Origin of the sequence: Akkermansia sp. N21116, from assembly GCF_029854705.2 — a bacterium.
In the GTDB taxonomy this organism is placed as follows: Bacteria; Verrucomicrobiota; Verrucomicrobiia; order Verrucomicrobiales; family Akkermansiaceae; genus Akkermansia.
On the sequence record NZ_CP139035.1, the window covers coordinates 1,821,262 to 1,840,115 of the forward strand.

General features: G+C 50.9%; 19 protein-coding genes and 4 tRNA genes. 12 read left to right on the forward strand and 11 right to left on the reverse strand.

Annotation, left to right across the window (positions count from 1 at the left end):
- Positions 1-65 precede the first annotated feature (65 nt).
- The 5 genes from QET93_RS07015 to QET93_RS07035 all read right to left on the reverse strand — a co-directional run bounded on the left by QET93_RS07015 (position 66) and on the right by QET93_RS07035 (position 5,174).
- Positions 66-1,154, reverse strand: coding sequence for a metallophosphoesterase (locus QET93_RS07015; RefSeq protein ID WP_322189920.1), 1,089 nt, complete (start codon positions 1,152-1,154; stop codon positions 66-68).
- 279 nt (positions 1,155-1,433) lie between these two features.
- Positions 1,434-1,508, reverse strand: a tRNA-Thr gene (locus QET93_RS07020).
- 64 nt (positions 1,509-1,572) lie between these two features.
- Positions 1,573-3,690 carry a DNA gyrase/topoisomerase IV subunit A gene (locus QET93_RS07025; RefSeq protein WP_280126502.1) on the reverse strand — a complete coding sequence of 706 codons (2,118 nt, stop codon included), beginning with the start codon at positions 3,688-3,690 and terminating at the stop codon, positions 1,573-1,575.
- A gap of 182 nt (positions 3,691-3,872) precedes the next feature.
- Positions 3,873-4,238 (reverse strand): hypothetical protein, encoded by a 366-nt coding sequence (locus QET93_RS07030; RefSeq protein ID WP_280126503.1) that lies wholly within the window; start codon positions 4,236-4,238, stop codon positions 3,873-3,875.
- Between the two features lie 348 nt (positions 4,239-4,586).
- The gene (locus QET93_RS07035; protein WP_322189921.1) at positions 4,587-5,174 is read right to left on the reverse strand and encodes a YwaF family protein; all 588 of its coding nucleotides are present in this window, start codon (positions 5,172-5,174) and stop codon (positions 4,587-4,589) included.
- A 43-nt stretch (positions 5,175-5,217) separates the two neighbouring features.
- Between QET93_RS07035 and QET93_RS07040 the strand changes: the two genes are divergently transcribed.
- The 7 genes from QET93_RS07040 (at position 5,218) to QET93_RS07070 (ending at position 10,182) form a co-directional block, all read left to right on the forward strand.
- Complete coding sequence (locus QET93_RS07040; RefSeq protein ID WP_280132887.1) at positions 5,218-5,727, forward strand: thioredoxin family protein; 510 nt, start codon at positions 5,218-5,220, stop codon at positions 5,725-5,727.
- Positions 5,728-5,756: 29 nt separating this feature from the next.
- Positions 5,757-6,650, forward strand: a complete 894-nt coding sequence (locus QET93_RS07045; RefSeq protein ID WP_280132886.1) for a TetR family transcriptional regulator — start codon at positions 5,757-5,759, stop codon at positions 6,648-6,650.
- Positions 6,651-6,945: 295 nt separating this feature from the next.
- Positions 6,946-7,401 (forward strand): GatB/YqeY domain-containing protein, encoded by a 456-nt coding sequence (locus QET93_RS07050; RefSeq protein WP_280126507.1) that lies wholly within the window; start codon positions 6,946-6,948, stop codon positions 7,399-7,401.
- A gap of 56 nt (positions 7,402-7,457) precedes the next feature.
- On the forward strand, positions 7,458-8,132 hold the full coding sequence (ispD, locus tag QET93_RS07055) for a 2-C-methyl-D-erythritol 4-phosphate cytidylyltransferase (protein WP_280132885.1): 675 nt from the start codon (positions 7,458-7,460) through the stop codon (positions 8,130-8,132).
- 15 nt (positions 8,133-8,147) lie between these two features.
- Positions 8,148-9,041: an NAD-dependent epimerase/dehydratase family protein gene (locus tag QET93_RS07060; protein ID WP_280126509.1), complete on the forward strand. Its 894-nt coding sequence runs from the start codon at positions 8,148-8,150 to the stop codon at positions 9,039-9,041.
- Complete coding sequence (locus QET93_RS07065; RefSeq protein ID WP_280132884.1) at positions 9,035-9,487, forward strand: rhodanese-like domain-containing protein; 453 nt, start codon at positions 9,035-9,037, stop codon at positions 9,485-9,487. The genes QET93_RS07060 and QET93_RS07065 overlap by 7 nt, the downstream gene beginning before the upstream one ends.
- Positions 9,484-10,182: a hypothetical protein gene (locus QET93_RS07070; protein ID WP_280132883.1), complete on the forward strand. Its 699-nt coding sequence runs from the start codon at positions 9,484-9,486 to the stop codon at positions 10,180-10,182. Before QET93_RS07065 ends, QET93_RS07070 begins: the two co-directional genes overlap by 4 nt.
- A gap of 17 nt (positions 10,183-10,199) precedes the next feature.
- Here the strand turns inward: QET93_RS07070 and QET93_RS07075 are convergent, their stop codons facing one another.
- From QET93_RS07075 to QET93_RS07085, 3 genes are read right to left on the reverse strand one after another with little or no spacing between them, the layout of a single operon-like run.
- Positions 10,200-11,663: a 5'-nucleotidase C-terminal domain-containing protein gene (locus QET93_RS07075; RefSeq protein ID WP_280132882.1), complete on the reverse strand. Its 1,464-nt coding sequence runs from the start codon at positions 11,661-11,663 to the stop codon at positions 10,200-10,202.
- Between the two features lie 19 nt (positions 11,664-11,682).
- On the reverse strand, positions 11,683-12,276 hold the full coding sequence (gene aat / locus QET93_RS07080; protein WP_280132881.1) for a leucyl/phenylalanyl-tRNA--protein transferase: 594 nt from the start codon (positions 12,274-12,276) through the stop codon (positions 11,683-11,685).
- Positions 12,277-12,308: 32 nt separating this feature from the next.
- Complete coding sequence (locus QET93_RS07085; protein ID WP_280132880.1) at positions 12,309-12,803, reverse strand: hypothetical protein; 495 nt, start codon at positions 12,801-12,803, stop codon at positions 12,309-12,311.
- A gap of 92 nt (positions 12,804-12,895) precedes the next feature.
- Here QET93_RS07085 and thiD point away from each other — a divergent pair, with 92 nt between their 5' ends.
- Positions 12,896-13,705 (forward strand): bifunctional hydroxymethylpyrimidine kinase/phosphomethylpyrimidine kinase, encoded by an 810-nt coding sequence (gene thiD / locus QET93_RS07090; protein WP_280132879.1) that lies wholly within the window; start codon positions 12,896-12,898, stop codon positions 13,703-13,705.
- Positions 13,706-13,803: 98 nt separating this feature from the next.
- Here thiD and QET93_RS07095 read toward each other — a convergent pair.
- The 3 genes from QET93_RS07095 to QET93_RS07105 all read right to left on the reverse strand — a co-directional run bounded on the left by QET93_RS07095 (position 13,804) and on the right by QET93_RS07105 (position 14,089).
- Positions 13,804-13,879 (reverse strand) — tRNA-Lys (locus QET93_RS07095).
- Positions 13,880-13,902: 23 nt separating this feature from the next.
- Positions 13,903-13,978, reverse strand: a tRNA-Lys gene (locus QET93_RS07100).
- A 36-nt stretch (positions 13,979-14,014) separates the two neighbouring features.
- Positions 14,015-14,089 (reverse strand) — tRNA-Thr (locus tag QET93_RS07105).
- A 188-nt stretch (positions 14,090-14,277) separates the two neighbouring features.
- Here QET93_RS07105 and QET93_RS07110 point away from each other — a divergent pair.
- The 4 genes from QET93_RS07110 to QET93_RS07125 all read left to right on the forward strand — a co-directional run bounded on the left by QET93_RS07110 (position 14,278) and on the right by QET93_RS07125 (position 18,844).
- Positions 14,278-14,865 carry a hypothetical protein gene (locus QET93_RS07110; RefSeq protein WP_280126516.1) on the forward strand — a complete coding sequence of 196 codons (588 nt, stop codon included), beginning with the start codon at positions 14,278-14,280 and terminating at the stop codon, positions 14,863-14,865.
- Positions 14,866-15,106: 241 nt separating this feature from the next.
- A complete protein-coding gene (locus QET93_RS07115) occupies positions 15,107-16,273 on the forward strand; it encodes a pyridoxal phosphate-dependent aminotransferase (RefSeq protein ID WP_280132878.1) in 1,167 nt (388 codons plus the stop codon).
- 216 nt (positions 16,274-16,489) lie between these two features.
- Positions 16,490-17,560: an alanine--glyoxylate aminotransferase family protein gene (locus tag QET93_RS07120; RefSeq protein WP_280132877.1), complete on the forward strand. Its 1,071-nt coding sequence runs from the start codon at positions 16,490-16,492 to the stop codon at positions 17,558-17,560.
- 30 nt (positions 17,561-17,590) lie between these two features.
- Entirely contained in the window at positions 17,591-18,844 is a 1,254-nt protein-coding gene (locus QET93_RS07125) for a DUF1015 family protein (protein ID WP_280126519.1), read from the forward strand.
- Positions 18,845-18,854 lie beyond the last annotated feature (10 nt).

Consider the following 18,854-nt stretch of genomic DNA (forward strand, 5'->3'; position numbering starts at 1 on the left):
ATATCCGGGCTGTTTCTGCCGTGATGTGCAGAGAACAGCCCGGATTTTTTTGGGAAGGGAGACACTCAGGCTTTTTTCAGGCGAAGAATGACGATTTCGGACGGTACTCCGAGACGTATTGGAAAGCCGTTCCAAATCCCTGATCCGTTTGAGATAAACAATACCATGTCGCCGACATGGTATGAACCGGAGACGTAACCGGCATTGAATCCGGCTACAATACGGTTTACTCCGACGATCATTCCCCCATGGGTATGTCCTGAAATTTGCAGGTCCACTCCGTTTCGGGAAGCCTCGGGTGCTAGTCGGGGCTGATGGGAGAGAAGGATTCTGGTCATATAGTGCGGTGCGTCGTTCAACGCCTGTTCGATGGAAGGCTGTGGATGTCCTGTACGACCTGCTGTAGGGTCGGTAACGCCCGCCAGTACAATTCCGGCCTTACCCGTACCGACGAGTACATGCTCATTCGGAAGCATTTTGATACCCAAACAGGAGAGAAAATCCATCCATTGATCGTATCCTGAATAATATTCGTGATTGCCCGGAACGCCGTATACACCATACCGAGCGGAAAGATTCTGAAGGGGGAGAAGATCCCTGCCACGGATATTGACCGGTCCGTCTACAAAGTCTCCGACAATGACGGTCAGATCCGGTTTGCAAGCATTGGCTCGATCGACGATAGACTGGATGCGGTCGGCTCGGGTTATACTGTCCGCATGCAGATCGGCCAGTACGGCAATAGTCATGCCCTCCGCTTCCAGGGGCAGATGCTTGAGGAAGACCGTTTCTTCCCGGACATTAGGCACGCTGGTACCATTGATGATGCCGAATGTTGCCAGGATGAGAGATAGGATCAGCAGCACCAGATTGACATGGTTACTGGCAAATGGGAACTTGGCCTTTCCTCTGCGGCGGAAACAAAGACGCAACAAGTGACAACATCCGTTGAGAATATTAGCTGCCAGAAGCAGGAAAAAAAAGATGAACAAGGTGGCAAACAACCAGGTTGTGATCATCAGAAAACTTTTGGGAAGATCCGGCGCAAAAAACATAGGACCACCGATAAGACCAAGTAGATAGAATTTGAAAGCTACGGCGGCTAGTACCAAAAGGAGTCCTGTTTTCCAGATTCTTTTGATTTTCAACGGCATGATTCCTCTCCAAAAAACATAGAGAGTCAGTACTGCTCCAAAAATAATCATAGCATTCATTCAAGGTTGTTTATAAATGCAGAAGATATGTTCGGCAAGAGAGCTTCCCGTTTTATTTGTCTCCTTCCTTTCCTCTTGTTGTGTTGAGAAGTTGAGAAAAAGTCTGCGGATGGTTTCAGGTGTTCTAGAACTAGTCTGATTCTGAAAGTGAGACAATATTTACCAAGTGAAATCAAAAAAGAAATCCTCATAAGCGTTTGTGCTTATGAGGGTTATAAATGGAGCCGATTGTCGGATTTGAACCGACGACCGTCCGCTTACAAGGCGGGTGCTCTACCCCTGAGCTAAATCGGCATGACTTATGTGGGAAACAATATAGTGGCTGTAATTAGTTTGGCAAGGGAATTCGTTGTCAAAATCAGAAGAGAGATCCCTGTGTCATGGGGGGAGATGTATCCTGAGAAGAATCTTCGGGATGTTCTTCCGACGAAGATGCGGAGGGAGGAGGGATTTGCGATTGAGCAGGGACTGGGGAAGCGGGAGTTGCCGGGCTGTCTTCCTGTTGTTTGGATGGCGCCATGATGCGAGAGACTCGGTCTACCTGGTGTTTGATGACGATGTTGCCTTGCGCATTACGGTTTTTGATGCGGAGTTCGCCGAAAGAATAGGACCGGACGAGGTTGCGCAGTTTGAGAACGGCTTTTAGATAGACGTTGACGCTGATGGCGGCACTGTCTTCTTCCGTGGCGTGTACGCTGAAGTGAAAGATACGCGTACCTTTGGTCCCTTTGGTTAAAGGGTATTCCTTGTCACGGGTAAATCCTCCGATCTTGAAGCGTTTGGCGTACAGGGGACCGTTACGACCATCCCGGTACATGAGGTTGAAGACGGGATCGTCGTCTTTGCGAAGGATATTGATGTAGAGCGGGTTTTTCCCGGCAAAGAATTTTTCCTGAATGCGGACTACTTTCAGAACGCAATCGGCATCAATGATGAGGACATCATCAAGGGATGAGCACTTGCAAATGGGTTCGCCTTTTTTGACGCCGAATCCGGCGAAACCTTCTTCGTCGAGGTAGAGAGTTTCCAATGCGGCGGCAACTTGGGCGCGGTCGACGGTACCGAATGCTTCCAGACGGGTTTTTCTGGGGAAGGCGGCTCCGTATTTTTTACGGATGTTCTCGAACCAGCGAATGGTGTAGCGGGTGAGGTTGGCGAGGTTTTTTTCAGTTTTGGCGATGTCTTCTTCAAGGTGGAGGAGGTTTTTCTCCGCCTTGTCGGCATCGTATTTGGAAATGCGTTTGATTTTGATCTCGGTTAAGGCAATGATGTCGTCGCGTGTAACGGGGAGCTTGAGGTGGGAGATGAAGGGTTGGAGGGCGTTGTCGATGGTGTCGAGGACGCTTTCCCAGGTTTCGCAATCTTCGATTGTCAGATAGATGCGGTTTTCGATGAAGATACGTTCCAGACTGCAACGGTGCCATTCCTGATTGAGCTCCTGGAGCTGGATTTCAAGTTCCTGCCGGAGAATGCTCCGGGTGTTGTCCGTGTTGTATTTGAGGATTTCACTGACCCCCATGAAGTAGGGTTTATTGTCGCGTATGACGCAGGCATTGGGGGAGATGCTGACTTCGCAGTCGGTGAAGGCGTAGAGGGCCTGGCGCATCTGTTCGGCATCGCTACCGGGGGGGAGGTGGACGAGGATGTCGGCATGTTGTGCCGTGTTGTCTTCGACTTTTTGAATTTTGATTTTCCCTTTGTCGGCAGCTGCGACGATGGATTCTATCAATTTATCGGTAGTGACACCGAAGGGAACTTCCGTGATCCGGAGGATTTTTTTGCTTTCTATTTCAACTCTGGCACGCACGCGGACTCTTCCGGTACCACGGTCTCCATCACGATAGTCCGTGGCATCCATGATGCCTCCTGTAGGGAAGTCGGGTAGGAGGGTGAACTCTTCTCCCCGAAGGTGGGCAATGGAGGCGTCGATGAGTTCGTTGAAGTTGTGAGGAAGGATTTTGCAGGAAAGTCCAACGGCAATACCTTCTGCTCCCTGGGCTAGAAGGAGGGGGAATTTGACTGGCAGTGTAACCGGCTCCTTGTTGCGTCCGTCGTATGAGAGTTGCCATTCGGTGACTTTGGGGCTGTAGACGACTTCTTTGGCGAAGTGCGTGAGGCGCGCTTCTATGTATCGTGAAGCAGCGGCAGGATCTCCTGTGAGGATGTTGCCCCAGTTTCCCTGTGTGTCGATGAGTAATCCTTTTTGTCCTAGGGTAACGAGGGCGTCTCCGATGGAGGCGTCGCCGTGGGGATGGTATTTCATGGTGTCGCCGACGATGTTGGCGACTTTGTTGAAGCGTCCGTCGTCCATCCGCTCCATGGAGTGCAGGATACGTCTCTGGACGGGTTTGAATCCATCGTTGATGTGCGGAACGGCGCGTTCCAGAATGACATAGGAGGCATAGTCCATGAAGTAGTCGGCATACATGCCTTCCACTGTCCGGCGGGGTGGAATTATGTCGGGTGGGTTACTCACGTGTGATTAATTATAGGGAAGTGCTTTTCGAAGGGCAAGCGGGATTCCCGTACGGGAGGGATGTAAAATGCATGTGTTGCTACCATATTCCCAAGGTTGAAAGGGATCGGCAGACATAAAAAAACTTCCCTTTGCCGTAGTTGCAAAGGGAAGTTTTAAATTGTCATCCGATCGGATGGGAATTATCCAACGAACTTGGCTCGAAGGGCGTCGGCTTCTTCACGAAGCGCGGTAAGTTTTTCGACAAGGGATTCGAGTTCCGCGATTTCTTCCATAACAGCCGCGAGACGGCGGAGGTCATCAGGATTGGTGACAACGATCATTTTTTTGGAACGCTCGGTTGTATTTTTAGAACCGGGCTTGCGGCCACGCCTTTTCTTGGCTGCCTTAGTCCAATTGGAGATGGTTACTGCGCTGACTCCGAATTTTTCAGCAGCTGCCTTCTGTGCGCCACGTCCCGTGAAATTAGCAATGAAATCAAGGATTTCTGCTTTTTCCGTTTCTGTGTAGCGCTTGGCCTTAGTGGTTTGATTGCTCTCGTTTTCCATAACAAATTGTTTGAGATGAGAAAAATATATAAAATTGAGTGAAGGATGCAAGTAAAAATTACGGATTGGAACTATGTTTTTTCAATATCGTATCATGGCTTCAAAAAATTGCTCTCTTCATGCCTCCATGTTGGCACTCGTGTTTTTTTGGGTTTGTTTTGTTGCATAATTAATTTGTCTGGAACGTATTATATGAAATGGAATGTCTAGCAAAAAAATAATAATGAATCCAGGAATTTGCATGACGACAAGATACCATGGCCAAGGGCCGAAGAGAGAAAGGATGGAATCCGATTCGGGAATATGGAGGACAAATCCAAAATTGGTATTCAATAATATATTAATAGGTTAAATTGCAATGAGATAGCATATGCCGAAGAGTTGCGCCAAAAATTTTCCGGATGACTTCGGAACCCATTTAAAAACAAGGGGGATGAATAAGGCACACAGGATGACGAGCGAGTGGCTGGTAAAAAATGAAAAATAGAGGGGAGTTGGATAATCATACTCCAGAGAAGGAGTTATCAGTGCCTGGGCTGTGGCGGCCAGGGAACAGAAGTAGGTACAGTTTGAGATGGGAGAGTATGGCTTGAACATGGACCAGGCGCAGCAGACGAGCATGATATCGCAGAAATGAAGGGGGAGAAGTTCCTCCCATGGGGTAGACGGAACTGTGAAGTGTGTCGCCAGGACTCCTCCGGGGATAACGGCTAGGCAAAGCCATCCGAGGATTCGGGCGGTACGGTGTTTTTCGGCTTGGTTTTGCTTTCCGGCATGCCGGATAACCCATGTGCCCAGGATGGCAGCAACGGCTAATGCTGCGAAATGGGAGAGGCTGTATTGGGTAAATAAGGGAAGGAGTGTGCCTTCTGCAGACGTTTCGATAGGGTGAGGCATGGATGCTTTATGCCTGAATTGGGCGGTGATTCGAGTCATTTCTTGCTTTTCATGCTGCTTTGTATTGACCATATTCATGCGCATGAAACAGTGGCTGGCAGCTTGTGTGAGCGCGGTAGTGATCGCCGGATTGTGCGGATGCGACGATTCGGAGGAGCGCCGTGCCAGGTATTCTGAGAAAAAACCGGCCCCCAAGCCTTTGGAGAGAACATTTACTCCCCCTCCCGCGCCAATGATCGGAGATCACAAGGAAGAGAAAGTGGTTGTGATGAGCGAGTACGTGGGAGATGACCTGAATCAGATAACCGGGATGTCGGGGCGTAATGTGTTGCTTGTGTTCTATGCTCCATGGTGTCCCCAATGTGCCCAGTATCGGACATCGTTGATGAATTACGCCAAATCTCAGAAAGGGCGTTGTTTTGTACTGACGGTGGATGCGGACAAGTACCCTCAGATTGCCCAGGAGTACGGGGTGGATGCCGTTCCAAAAACTGTACTTTACGTGGAGGGGATGCGCTTGCGCGACATGGTGGGGAATGTGAGTGCCGAACGTCTTGGCGAGTTGATCGATGATACGTTGAAGACGGAATGAGAATTTTTGATGCCTATTCCCAAGAAGATATGCCAATCAGGAGTGACGGAGAAGAGACGAGAAGCAGGATTCTCAGGGCGGCCGGAGAGGAATTCGGACGGAGAGGGTTCTACCATGTAACGAACCAGGATATTAGTGTAAAGAGCGGGGCTAATAGTGCCGCAATCAGCTATTATTTCCGGGATAAGGCGGGATTGTACCGGGAGGTCTGGTCTTTTCTGCAGGCGCGGTCGGCAGAGATCCATCTGTATTGGATGCTTCACGATTGTGCGGATGTGGCAGCTATGGCTCCTGCGGAATTAAAGGAACGTTTTGTTCAGTTGGCGGGAAGTCTTCTGGACTGGATACTCGACGGCGATTCCTGGGATAGCGAGATCATGGCGTATGAACGTGAAGCTTCTACGGGATTAATTGATGTGGATTGCGATGCCGTGTGTTCTCCCCTGAAGAAAGAATTGTGCCGTGTCTGGTCTGCTGCGTATTCGCAGGAGGAGGGAGATTCTGCCGCCGCTCTCAGGATCGAGATGCTGGAAGCTGATATCAGGATATGTTGCCGCAAGGGGCGTGAGTGGAATTTGCACTGGGATCGCGATGCTATTTTTGATTGTGCGGTGGGTTCCTATTTGAAGGATTTTCCGGAAGAGAGCAAGTGGGGAGGGGATGAGGAGCCCCCCGTTCGCAGGAAATCGGTTCGTCGTACCCAGGCATCCAGGGACGATGTGTCGCAGTTGGAGCTCGGTGTGACGGATGAGGTGGATCCCTTTGAGTTGAAACCCGTGACATTGGAAGACTTATCGCACATGGCACGTTTGCAGGAAGCAGCTCGCCAAAAGGAGAAGGAGGAGAGGATGATTGAAGAAGATGCGCCTCCGATTGTACGAACGGATTCCGACCATTCGTTTTTCCAGACGGAATTGTTTTAATGCTTCTCCGTGTTACCGGGATGACACGGTACCTCTGCTGGAGGATGAACGTATTGCCTTCCGGTTGTGTCCAACCCATATCAGTTGGATAATCCCGGAGGAAGGAGAGAGCTTTCGGGGTTTTGGAAGAGATTGAACTGATTCATAGGTAGAAAGTTGGAAAAACGCCCGCATGTGAAAATCGCATGCGGGCGTTTCTCTGGTAACCGGTTCGTGTTGCCAGGGGCGCATTTCCTTTGTTTTCCGTGAAGAAGTCTTGAATTGCGGCTCTGTATTGTATTGAATAGCGACTGTTATGAGTAAGATGTCCGAACAGATTATCTCTGGGATGAAAGATGCCATGAAGGCCAAGGATTCCATTGGATTGAACACGCTAAGGAGTTTGAAGGCTGCTTTGACGAATGCTGCGATTGAAAAAGGTAGTTTGACGACCGTTCTGGATGCTCCGGAGGAATTGGCCGTTGTCCGGAAGCAGATCAAGCAACGCGAGGATTCCGTGGAACAATATGAAAAGGCCGGACGTTCCGACTTGTCCGAAAAGGAAAAGGCCGAAATTGCCATTTTACAGCAATTTCTTCCTCCTGCCATGAGCGAGGCAGAAGTTACTGCTCTTCTGGATGCCGTGATTGCGGAAACGGGAGCTTCATCCAAGAAGGATATGGGCCAGGTAATGAAACTGATGAAAGAACGTACGGAAGGCAGAGTGGATGGGAAGACTCTTTCCAGCCTCATCGGGGCCAGACTTTCCTGAGCAATCCCTGTTTTTGCACTGAACAGAAATGACTTTCCGAAGGTCTAAACTATCCCGTGATTGATTGTTCCGCTATTATTGTAGCTGCAGGCAGTTCTCGCAGAGCTGGGTTTGACAAGCTCATGGCTCTGTTGGACGGTACTTGCGTATTGCGCCGGAGCCTGGAGGTTTTTCTGGAGTGTCCGCTCATTCGCGAGGTTGTGCTTGTTTGCCCGGAGGATCGTTTTGTACGGGTGATGGAGGGAGAACGGCCCGGCGTGCCGGTGAGGCGTGTGGATGGAGGACGCGAACGTTGTTTTTCCGTGCTTGCCGGTTTGTCTGCTTTGCAGGGGGAATCTCCTTTGGTTGCTATCCACGATGGCGCCAGGCCGTTGCTTCGTCAGGAACATTTGATGAATTGCATTGAGGCAGCTTCGGTACATGGGGCTGCGGCCAGCGCTCATCCTGTTGTCGATACGTTGAAACGTGCCGACGACGCGCATTTTTCACAGGCAGAGTTTATTGACAGGGAACATCTGTGGGCGATGGAGACTCCGCAGGTATTTGATGTGGCACTGATTCGCGAGGCGTATCGGCATGTTCTTGAAACGGGTGATTTAGTGACGGATGAAGTGTCCGCATTGGAACATATGGGACGGGCGACCTTTTTGGTTCAGAATCCCTGGCCCAATCCGAAAATTACATTGCCGGGAGACTTGGCAATGGCGACGGCTCTGCGAGCCATGATCTGACCTACTGATACAGCCATGAATATTTCCCCAGTTCCAAAAAATAGCGTACTTGTGATTGGCACCGGATATTTGGGCTCTTCGCTTGCTCTTGAATTGAGGGAAAGAGACCATTGTGTCGTGACGGCGGATCTTCAAGGAGAACGGGCGGATTATAAGGCTGATGTCCGGAATCCTGTTGAATTGCAACGATTGAAAAATGAATTGCAGGGAAAGGGCTTCTCTCCGTCATGGATTGTGTACAGCGTTAGTACTCGGGGCGGGAGTGTCGATGAGTACCGGAGGATTTACGTGGAAGGTGTGTCGAATTTGGTGCGGTTGTTTCCGGAGGCCCGGTTGTTTTTCTGTTCCAGTACGGCTGTGTACGGAGTTGCGGATGGAGCGTGGGTGACGGAGGAGCATTCCGCAAATCCCGTGCGTCCGCAGTCCCGCGTTCTGCTGGACGGTGAGTTGATCGTCCGCAAGGCGGGCGGAGTAGTTGGCCGGTTGTCGGCCTTATATGGTCCCGGTCGTTGTGTGCTTGTGGAGAAGTATATGCTCCAGGGGGAAGCTTTGCCGGGAGACCCGGATAGGTGGGTGAACTATGTTCACCGGGATGATGCCGTGTCTGCGATGATTCATTTGATGGATGCAGCCATTCCCGGAGGGTGTTTCAATATTACTGATATGACTCCGATGCGTTTGCGGGAGGTTTATGCCTTCCTGAGCCGTTTGGTTGACAGGCCGATGCCTCGTTTTACGGAGGCTCATCCCTCGTCGCGGAGAGGGATGACTAATCAAAGAATTTCCTGTTCTCTTTTAATGTCTCAGGGCTGGGAACCCCTGTACCTGAGCGTAGTAGATGGAGTACACAATGTCCTTGAGGATTTGGAAATGAAAAACGACGATCTTTTCCCGGTGAGATCATGCTAGAAAAAAAGCTCTATATTTCCCCTTATCTGATCATGGTCGTTGTTTTGTCGATCGTGTTTATTTGGAGCAAGGAGGAAGAACGTTCCAAGACGAATGGCGAAATTACGGAGATTGATAAAATTGTTCGTTCGCAGATTAAGGATGAATTTGCAGACGAAGGGTTTTTGCTGGTCGATGTGCGGACGGGGGGGGAATTCAATGCCAGCCATTGTGATGGGGCGATTAATATTTCCTGTGAATCCGTGGGTAATATATTTCCCATGATGATGCCTCGCAAGGATTACCCGGTGTTTGTCTATTGCAAGACTGGCAAACGAGCGGAACTTGCCCGGGAGAATTTACTGAAACTGGGGTACAAAAAGGTCACCAACCTTAACAAACTCAAACAGTCCCTTCAGGAAAAAGAAGAGTTGTCCGAACCCGAACGCCCTCCAATTCAGAGATGAATATCTTGTTTGTCAAAAACGCCGTATTTTATGTCGGCGGTTATACTTTGGTCAGGAATACCCTGTTGACCGGAGGTCTGGCTCTGGCTTTAGCTCTTCTATCAATGGCTGCCGGGGAGGAAACGTCCGACGGAAAGACTGAAGCAGGTGTGGCGGCTTCTCCCGAGCAGATGATGGCTTTGCAGAGATGTATGAACGATGCTGTTTTCGAATCGATTCGTTATCGCCTGACTCTTCATTGCGAAACCTCAGAGGAAGAGGGTATTCCCGGTCCGTACTCGGAACGCATGTTGGAAATGGAAGTGAATGCCATGGCTTCGTTGAATATGGAAGGCGTACCGGACGATGTTCTCAAGAACCATATCAAGGATTTGAAGATTACACGGCAGCTTTTGGAGGCTGTGCGCGGCAATGTTCCGCGGAAAACCCTGGAGCGTTTGAAGACGGAAAAAGAGAAGGCTTCTGCAGAAGGGGATGACCTTCTGATTAAGTACGGGTTTACGGAGGATGTCGTCTCCGGAATTTTCAAGAAATACTACGCGTTGATTTTGGAGAGGATCGACCAAGTGATGCCCCAGGCGATGAAGGAACTGGGCTATACCGACGATAATCCCCCTCAGACCGAAGACGAATTGGAACGCATAGGTCAGAAGGCGGCTCTGATGATTCTGGAGAGCCCGGATTTCAAACGCTGAGTTCTTGTTTCCGTCTGTTAATCGGGCTTGTACGTGATCGTAGAGCGAAGCGGCTTGGAATCCTGGGCGACGGTCTTTCCTTCGATGTAGTCGATGATGGCCTGCCGGACGGTGATTTTTACTGGTCGTGCCTCCTTTTTGTTTGGAATGCTATAGGTAGACAGGAGGTAATTTGATACGGCTACCTGGTAGGAACGGGGTGTGTTGTCGGGGGACTTGCCGGAAGGCAGACGAAGGGTGATGGAGGGGGGAGTCTCATTGGTGATGTGGTAGGAGAGCCCGGAACAATAGAGGTCGATTCTGGGTGAAAGGGGAAAGCGTTGCCGATCAATGGCAAGTCGGTTGAGGATCATGTCTCTGATCTCCTCTTCCGTCATGGTACAAAGGAAGATTGTATTATGGAAAGGTTCTGCCGCATAGATGTGGTGGGCGGTGATAGATCCCTTGGGGATTTCATTAATGCGAATACCCCGGATGTTATAAAAAGCTATGTCGGCTCCCGTTGCCTCTTTCATAGCATCGCAGGTGAGTTCCGCAAGGTGTGGAGGATCCTGTCTGGTCGCCGCCGTGGCAATTTCTCGTTGGGTGTTGTTGGCTTGTTTGATGGAGTCGACCAGGGTCTGAAAGTGTTTGTCCTTTGCCGGATAGGTGGCGAGTTCGGTAAGGCTGTTTGATATTTCTCCCTGAGGGGAGATTGTTGTGACGCCTGCGTACTTCAAATTGCAACCCGTCTGGGTGATGACGACACCGTTTTCAATGAGGGGGGCGAGAAGGGCCGTATGCGTGTGCGCTCCGATGATGAGGTCGATTTCCGGAAAATGTCGGGCGATTTCAGTGTCTTTGTTGACTCCCATATGACTGACAAGAATAAGAAGATCGACGTTATGATTTTTTTTGAAATTGCGAATCCAGGAGTCGGAAGGCATGTGGAAGGAAGTTCCTCCGAGTTTTTCTCGGGAACAGCTTTCCGCGTTCGTCAGGCCGATAATACCGATGTTGATCCCTCCCAGTGGAAAGAGGATATAAGGCTGGTACAGATCCCGGAGTGTTCGTCTTCCTTGCATGTCTGAGCTCAGGAAATGAAGGGACGGGTACTGGTGTGCCGCCTGGCGGCAGATGGCTTCGAATTGGTCGCAGCCGTAGTCGAAAGCATGGTTGCCGGGGACCATGACGTTGTAGCCCAGTTCTCCCATTAATTGCATGATCGGCCATCCGGGGGAAGGCGCATCGTCAATACAGGGATCTCCCGAAAATTTGTCGCCGGCATCAATCAGAAGAACGTTTTTATGCTGGTTCCTGATATTCTGGACGAGAGATGCCAGTTGAGGAAAATTGTCGATAGAGGCGTGGATGTCGTTGGTAGAGACGATTGTAATGGGTTCCCGGGGTTGGGTGGATGCATATCCGGAGGTATGAAGAACGGCGAAGAGGAACGCCAGAAAGAACAGGAACCTGAACTTATATAAAAAACGAGAGGACATATTGGTTTAGGGGGGAAAATTAGATGTTGTTGTCTATAATGGCTGCGTGCAGGAGGCGGAGGTATTTTCTTCTGGGTATTTCAAGAGTTCCGAAGGTGGCTAGGTGAGGTGTTGTCCACTGGGTGTCGAGCAGGGTAAAATTGTTGGATCTCAGGAAACGGACGAGGGCAACCAGTGCAATTTTACTGGCATCTGTTTTGCGGTGAAACATGCTTTCCCCGAAAAAGGCCCTGCCGATAGCGACTCCGTAAAGGCCGCCTTGGAGTCCTTCGGCATCCCAGCATTCCACGGAGTGGGCGAAGCCGAGTTCGTGGAGTCGGCAGTAGGCTTGGTTGATTCGGGAATCGATCCATTGCTCCTCCGGTGTGTCGGCGCGGGCGCATGCGGAGATGACGCTGGGGAAGTCGGTGTCCATGCGGATTTCGAAGGTTTTTTTCTTCAAGGTGCGGCGAAGACCGTGCGGGATGTGGAAACGTTCGTCAAGCGGGATGATTGCCCGGGGATCCGGAGAGAAAAATTCAATGGGAGAAGCCGGCCCGGCAGTCGGGTTGGCCATGGGGAAGTACCCTTCGCAGTAGGCGGAGAGCAGGGTTTCCGGGGAGAGGGAATCCATGGTGAGCGGAGAAGAGGAAATGGGAAGAAGCTTCAGGTCTCGTCCGAAAAATTGAGGTTATCCTTGATTTCTTCTTCGAGGAAGGCGAGGGCATCGCGGCGGTCCAGCGTGATTTGTTTTCCCCCATCCAGAATTGCCAGCAGGCCGGGGCGGAGAGAAAGAAGGGCGTGCATCATGGTAAAGACATGACCGAGAGCACAATCGTCTTCCATGGTAAAGATCAGCATCTGGGTATATGAGCCGATGGATTGGAGGGCACGGCGGTCTTTTTTGAAAGCTTTGCGGGCATCTACGATCTGGACTTCCCACCAGACGTCGAATCCGGATGCTCCTTGTTCGTCAAGGCATTCCCCTTCGATGATACCGTCCGGGAGGGTTTCCAGTTTTCCGGATGATTTGAGACGGGCACATGAGTCCATCGTAAACATATCGTCCTGAAGTTCATCCAAAGTAGGAAGTGCTCCGGGTTCTGTAAAAATCCAGAATTCGGGGAGGTCGTCGGTATCGATATCCGGGTGTGGCTGCATGTTGCCTTGACGATACCATGAATGGTTTGATTGTCCACGGTGTGGAATTGTTTTTTTGATGCATTCCCGGAAAAATATGATAGAAGGAAAGTATGGACAATTATTCTCAGCACGTACTTGATGCTCCTCCTGTTATTCTGACGGTGGCGGGGTCCGATTGCTCTGCCGGGGCCGGGTTGCAGGCGGATCTCAAAACGGCGCACACCCTGGGGGTGCATGCGTTGACGGCAGTGACCTGCGTTGTATCCGAAGTGCCTGGACAGGTGCATGGTATCCAAGAAATGGAGACGAGCATGGTGGCCGACCAGGTGCGTTTGTGTCTGTCTTCTTTTCCGGTGAAGGCGATCAAGACGGGAATGCTGTATTCCCCCCAGATTGTCAGTGTTCTTGCCGCGGAATTGTATGAATGGAAGTTGCCGCTGGTGGTTGATCCGGTCATGATTGCTACGGCAGGTAGCCCGCTAATGATGCAGGAGGCCATCGAAGTGTATGAAGCGGAGTTGATGCCTTTGGCGACGCTTTTAACTCCCAATCTTGATGAGGCGGCGGCCTTGCTGGGGTCTTCTCCCATTACCGAGCCTGACCAGCTCAAGGATGCCGCCAGTGAGATGGCATACCGTTACAAATGCGCCATTTTGTTGAAGGGCGGTCATTTGGAAGGAGAATGTATCGACGTTCTTGTTGGCCAAGACAGCCGTGTTTACGAATGGAAGCATCCCAGGATTTCGGATGTAAGTACGCACGGTACGGGATGTACTCTTTCAGCTGCGATTACGGCATCCCTGGCCAAAGGCATGCCTCTTCCTATGGCGGTGGAAACGGGGCTTGATTTCGTGTACAATGCGATCGCCGACTATTACCGCTGGATGTTGCCGCGCCAGGTTGATGCCCTGAAGGTTTGACAACGTTGCCTTGGGTAGGTCTTGTTCAATCCTATGAGAATTATCTAAAGAAAATCCCCCTTCGGTCTGAAACAGAGCGAAGGGAGATTTGAGAAATCTGGTACCCCCTCACGGGTTCGAACCGTGGACAAACTGATTAAGAGTCAGCTGCTCTACCAACTGAGCTAAGGAGGCGTTGATGGTTACGGATCGGCGGATGGTACCCCCTCACGGGTTCGAACCGTGGACAAACTGATTAAGAGTCAGCTGCTCTACCAACTGAGCTAAGGAGGCATGTATCCGCCGGTCTCACGACCGGGTTGCACTTCATGGAGCCACTGGTCAGGATTGAACTGACGACCCACGCATTACGAATGCGTTGCTCTACCGCTGAGCTACAGTGGCGTCTGGCGTGAAGCGTGGCAGGAATTAACCACAGCACCCCAACCGATGCAAGACTTTTTTTTGCTGGCATTGTAAAAAAATTGATCGACAAGATTGTGAAAATGGGCAAAATAACCTACTGCCCTAAAAAGATGAGTTACTTAAGTATGCAGGCCGGAAGGAATGTGTGATTTGTATGTTTTTTGGGTGTGACATTAGATTTGCTGGACAGGGCGGGGGATGTTAGTGTTTATGTCGATAATTACGAACGACCCCTTTACTACTTACTCGACAAACAGATGAAGGCTTATTACATTTTCCAGCAGGCAGACGAAGCAACGATTAGTGACATTCTGGATTGGATGCGCAATCGGGAACGCGCCATTTACCGCGCTGCCGTGCGTGAACTGGGTGCCCTGAAGAAGTTGCGCCCCCAGTATATTCAGCAAAAGCCTCTTCAGGAGCAGTTCCTTTTCTTGAAAAAAATGCTTTCCTGGAAGCCCAGCGAGGAAATTGGCGACCACCTTCTTCAGGTGTGGCTGCTTCGCAAGCATGAATCCATGCTTGTAGATTTCTTGAACACTCTTGGCATTGAGCACAACGGTCATGGTGTCGTGGATGTCTTGCCGGATACGTTGGATCAGGAGAAACTTCAAAAGGCGGTGGATCAGTTGTTTGAAAAATACCCTGCCGGGGTTGCTTCAGTGTATCTTCAGATGTTCCAGTTGCAGACGGAGGAAGGTTGGGACGAATTGGCTGATGTTCTGGCGAACGATCCCCGCGTGACCATTCGCTGATTGTTTTCCTTCTTGCAAGTAATCATTGATTTATGGAGCCGTTTTGCCGTGTGCGAAACGGCTCCTGTTTTTATTGGCGGAGGCGAATAGAAGGGGAACCGGGGGGCACGTATGCTTCCCTTTGTGAAATTTCAGTATTGTTCTTGCGGAAGACGAGTGAATGGCGTATGTTTTCAACGCCCTGGCGGAGGGCGGGGGTCGCTTTCCGCAAACGGGCGAATACCACCAAGCACTAAGACTTATGGATATGATTTCCCCCCGCATTGCCAGCCTCACTCCTTCTCTGACTTTGAAGGTGACCAACCGTGCCAAAGCCATGAAGGCTGCGGGAGAAGAGGTTTATGGACTGGCAGGTGGCGAACCCGAAATGGACACGCCTGAATTTATTAAGCAGGCTGCCATTGATGCCCTGAACAACGGCCAGACCAAGTATACTCCTTCGTCGGGCCTCCTCGCTCTTCGCGAAGCCATTTCCGAAAAACTCCAGAAGGAGAACGGTCTGACATACGAGCCCACGCAGATTGTTGTCAGCTGCGGAGCCAAGCATGCTTGTTTCAACGCAATTAACGCTCTGGTAAGCGAAGGAGATGAAGTGATCATTCCCGCTCCCTACTGGGTGAGTTATCCGGAAATGGTGCGCATGGTCGGCGGCATCCCCGTGATTGTTGAAACGACGCCGGAAACCGGATGGAAGATGACGGTCGAACAGTTCGAAGAAGCGATGACTCCCCGTACCAAGATGGTGATCGTCAACACGCCGACCAATCCGACGGGGGCCGTCTATACTGAGGAAGAGCTTAAGGCTATTGGCGAACTTGCCGCCAGCGAAGACATCCTCATTCTTTCCGACGAAATTTACGAGCACCTCGTGTACGGAGATGCCAAGCATGTCAGCATTGCTTCCCTTAGTCCGGAAATCTATGACTTGACGGTAACGGTCAACGGATTTTCCAAGGGATATTCCATGACCGGTTGGCGGCTTGGCTACACGGCGGCTCCCAAGGAAATTTCCAAGGCGATTCAAACGATTCAGGATCACACGACATCCAATGCCTGTACATTCGCCCAGTACGGCGGTATTGCTGCCTTGAAGGGCGATCAGAGTTTCATCTCCGACATGCGGGACGAATATGATATGCGCCGCCAGTATGTTTATGAACGCCTGAAGGCCATTCCGAACATCAGCGTCGTGGAACCTCAGGGGGCATTCTACTTCCTCGTTGATACGAGCAAGATCGGTTTGACCTCCCTGAATCTGTGCGACAAACTTCTGGAACGCTACAAAGTGGCTGCCATACCGGGTGTTGCCTTCGGTAATGACAAGAGCCTCCGCATTAGCTATTGCACCACGCTGGACATTCTCAAAGAAGGTCTTGACCGCTTTGAAGAATTCTGCAGGGCGCACTAAGGTTGCCGGATATGATTTTCCAAGAGCCTTTCCCGTGGGGGGAGGGCTCTTTTTTATTTTTAAAAATATTTGATTTTCTCTTGAATCGGCAATATCTCGTTTTTGTCGATGAAGCCCTTTGACCGGACTCAGTAATATTTTTGTGTTGTGTCATCTTCGCAGACAAGACGCGGAAAGTGTGGTAACTATGTGTTATCCCCGTACCCCATCAACATTATGAGAAAGAAATTATATATCCCCGGACCTACCGAAGTGGCCGAAGATGTGCTGGCTAGCCTTGCCGGCCCTATGATTGGACATCGTTCCAAAGCGGCTTCCGAGCTGCAGAGGGGTATTTCCGACAAACTTCGCAAGGTTTTTCTGACAGAGAATGAGATTCTTCTTTCCACTTCCTCTGGTAGCGGATTGATGGAAGGCGCCGTCCGTTCCTGCACGGCGAAAAAAGCGGCTGTTTTTTCAGTGGGGGCGTTTGGAGACCGCTGGTACAAGATGGCTGTAGCCAATGGCGTACCGGCCGATATTTTCAAGAGCGAACTTGGCCGGGCCACGACTCCCGAGATGGTAGACAAAGCTTTGGCGACCGGCCAATACGATACGATCTGCGTGACGCACAATGAAACGGCTACCGGTATCATGAACCCGGTGGAAGAAATCGCGGAAGTTATGAAGAAGTATCCCGATGTGGTCTGGTGTGTCGATGCGGTGAGTTCTGCTGCCGGAACCCGGATTGATACCGACAAACTTGGTATCGACATTCTGATTACGTCCACGCAAAAGGCTTTGGCTTTGCCTCCCGGCATGGCGGCTTGCACTCTTTCCTCCAAGGCGTATGAACGGACGGCACAGGTGCCGTGCCGCGGCTTGTATTTCGATCTTCGTGAACTCTACGATTTTATCCAGAAGAAGGATTACCAGTACCCGTCCACTCCGAGTCTTCCTTTGATGTATGCGATGAATTACCAGTTGGAACGCATCATGAAAGAAGGTGTGGAAAACCGCTGGGCTCGTCATATGGCTATGGCTGATTTTACCCGTTCCTGGGCTGACGAGTACTTTTCCGTGTTCCCGGACCGCCGTTATCTTTCCAATACATTGACGGTGATTACCAATACGCGCGATATCAATGTAGGTGACCTGAACAAGGCTCTCGGAGAACGCGGCCTGCAAATCGGCAACGGGTATGGTGCTTTGAAGGACAAGACGTTCCGTATTGCTCACATGGGTGAACTGACTATGGATGACATGAAGGAAGTGACGTCTGCCATTGCGGACATTCTGCATCTGTAATTCCGGGCAAAGCCTTTCATTTATTTGCGTATGGCTACGATACGTCCCTTTGCCGCGTTGCGGCCTCCGACAGATATGGCGGAGCAGGTGTCCTGCCTGCCCTACGATGTAATGAATCATCGTGAGGCTGTTGCCATGGCGGCCGGGAGGCCGACGTCGTTTTTGCATGTCTGCCGCCCGGATGTGGATCTGGCAGACGAGTCCCTGATCCATGCTCCGGAAGCCTATGCCTTGGGACGCGATCATTTGCAGCGTTTTGTACGGGAAGGTATTTTGGTCCGCGATGCCAAGCCCTGTTTTTATATCTACCGCCAGATCATGAACGGGCGGGTGCAGACAGGTATTGTCGGTTGTGCCTCCGTGGACGAATATTTGTCCGGAACGATCAAAAAGCATGAATTGACCCGCCACGAGAAGGAATTGGATCGCATTTGCCATTTCGATGCCTGTTCGGCCCAGACGGAACCCGTTTTTCTTGCTTACCGAAAACATGAGGGGATTTCCGCTTCCGTGCGGGAATGGATCAAATTCCACAAACCGGATTACCAGTTTACTTCCGGAGACGGGGTTACGCATATTCTGTGGCCCGTCGATGATGATGCGGTGATCGAAGCGATCCGGCGGGGATTTGAAGAAGTCGGTGAACTCTATATTGCCGATGGTCACCACCGGACGGCTTCCAGTGCGGCGGTTTCCGCCAAGAGGCGGCAGAGTCATCCTGACTATTCGGGGCAGGAGGAGTTCAATTACCTGATGGCGGTGGTGTTCTGCGACGAAGACCTCTTCATCATGGATTACAACCGTGTGGTCAAAGATCTTGCCGGTCTGGACAAGGAGGCTTTTCTTGAACGTCTCTCCGATGTGGCCGATGTTCGCCTCGAGGAATCGCCCTCCGGATATGCTCCGTCGTCCAAGCACGAATTCGGCATGTACCTGGACGGTTCCTGGTATTCTCTGAAGATCAAACCGGAACTGGTAGACGAAAGCGATCCTATCGAGAGCCTGGACTGTGCCATCCTGCAACAGCTGGTATTGCGGCCTATCCTCGGTATTGACGACCCTCGCACGGATGAACGCATCGATTTTATCGGCGGTATCCGTGGGTTGGAGGAATTGGAACGCCGTTGCCAGTCTGGGGAAATGCGTGTAGCTTTTTCTTTGTATCCGGTGACGATGGAGGATCTGTTCCGCGTGGCGGATTCCGGCATGATCATGCCTCCGAAATCGACGTGGTTCGAGCCGAAGCTGCGCAGCGGCCTGTTTGTTCACGAGTTCGAAGACTGAACGCTTCTTT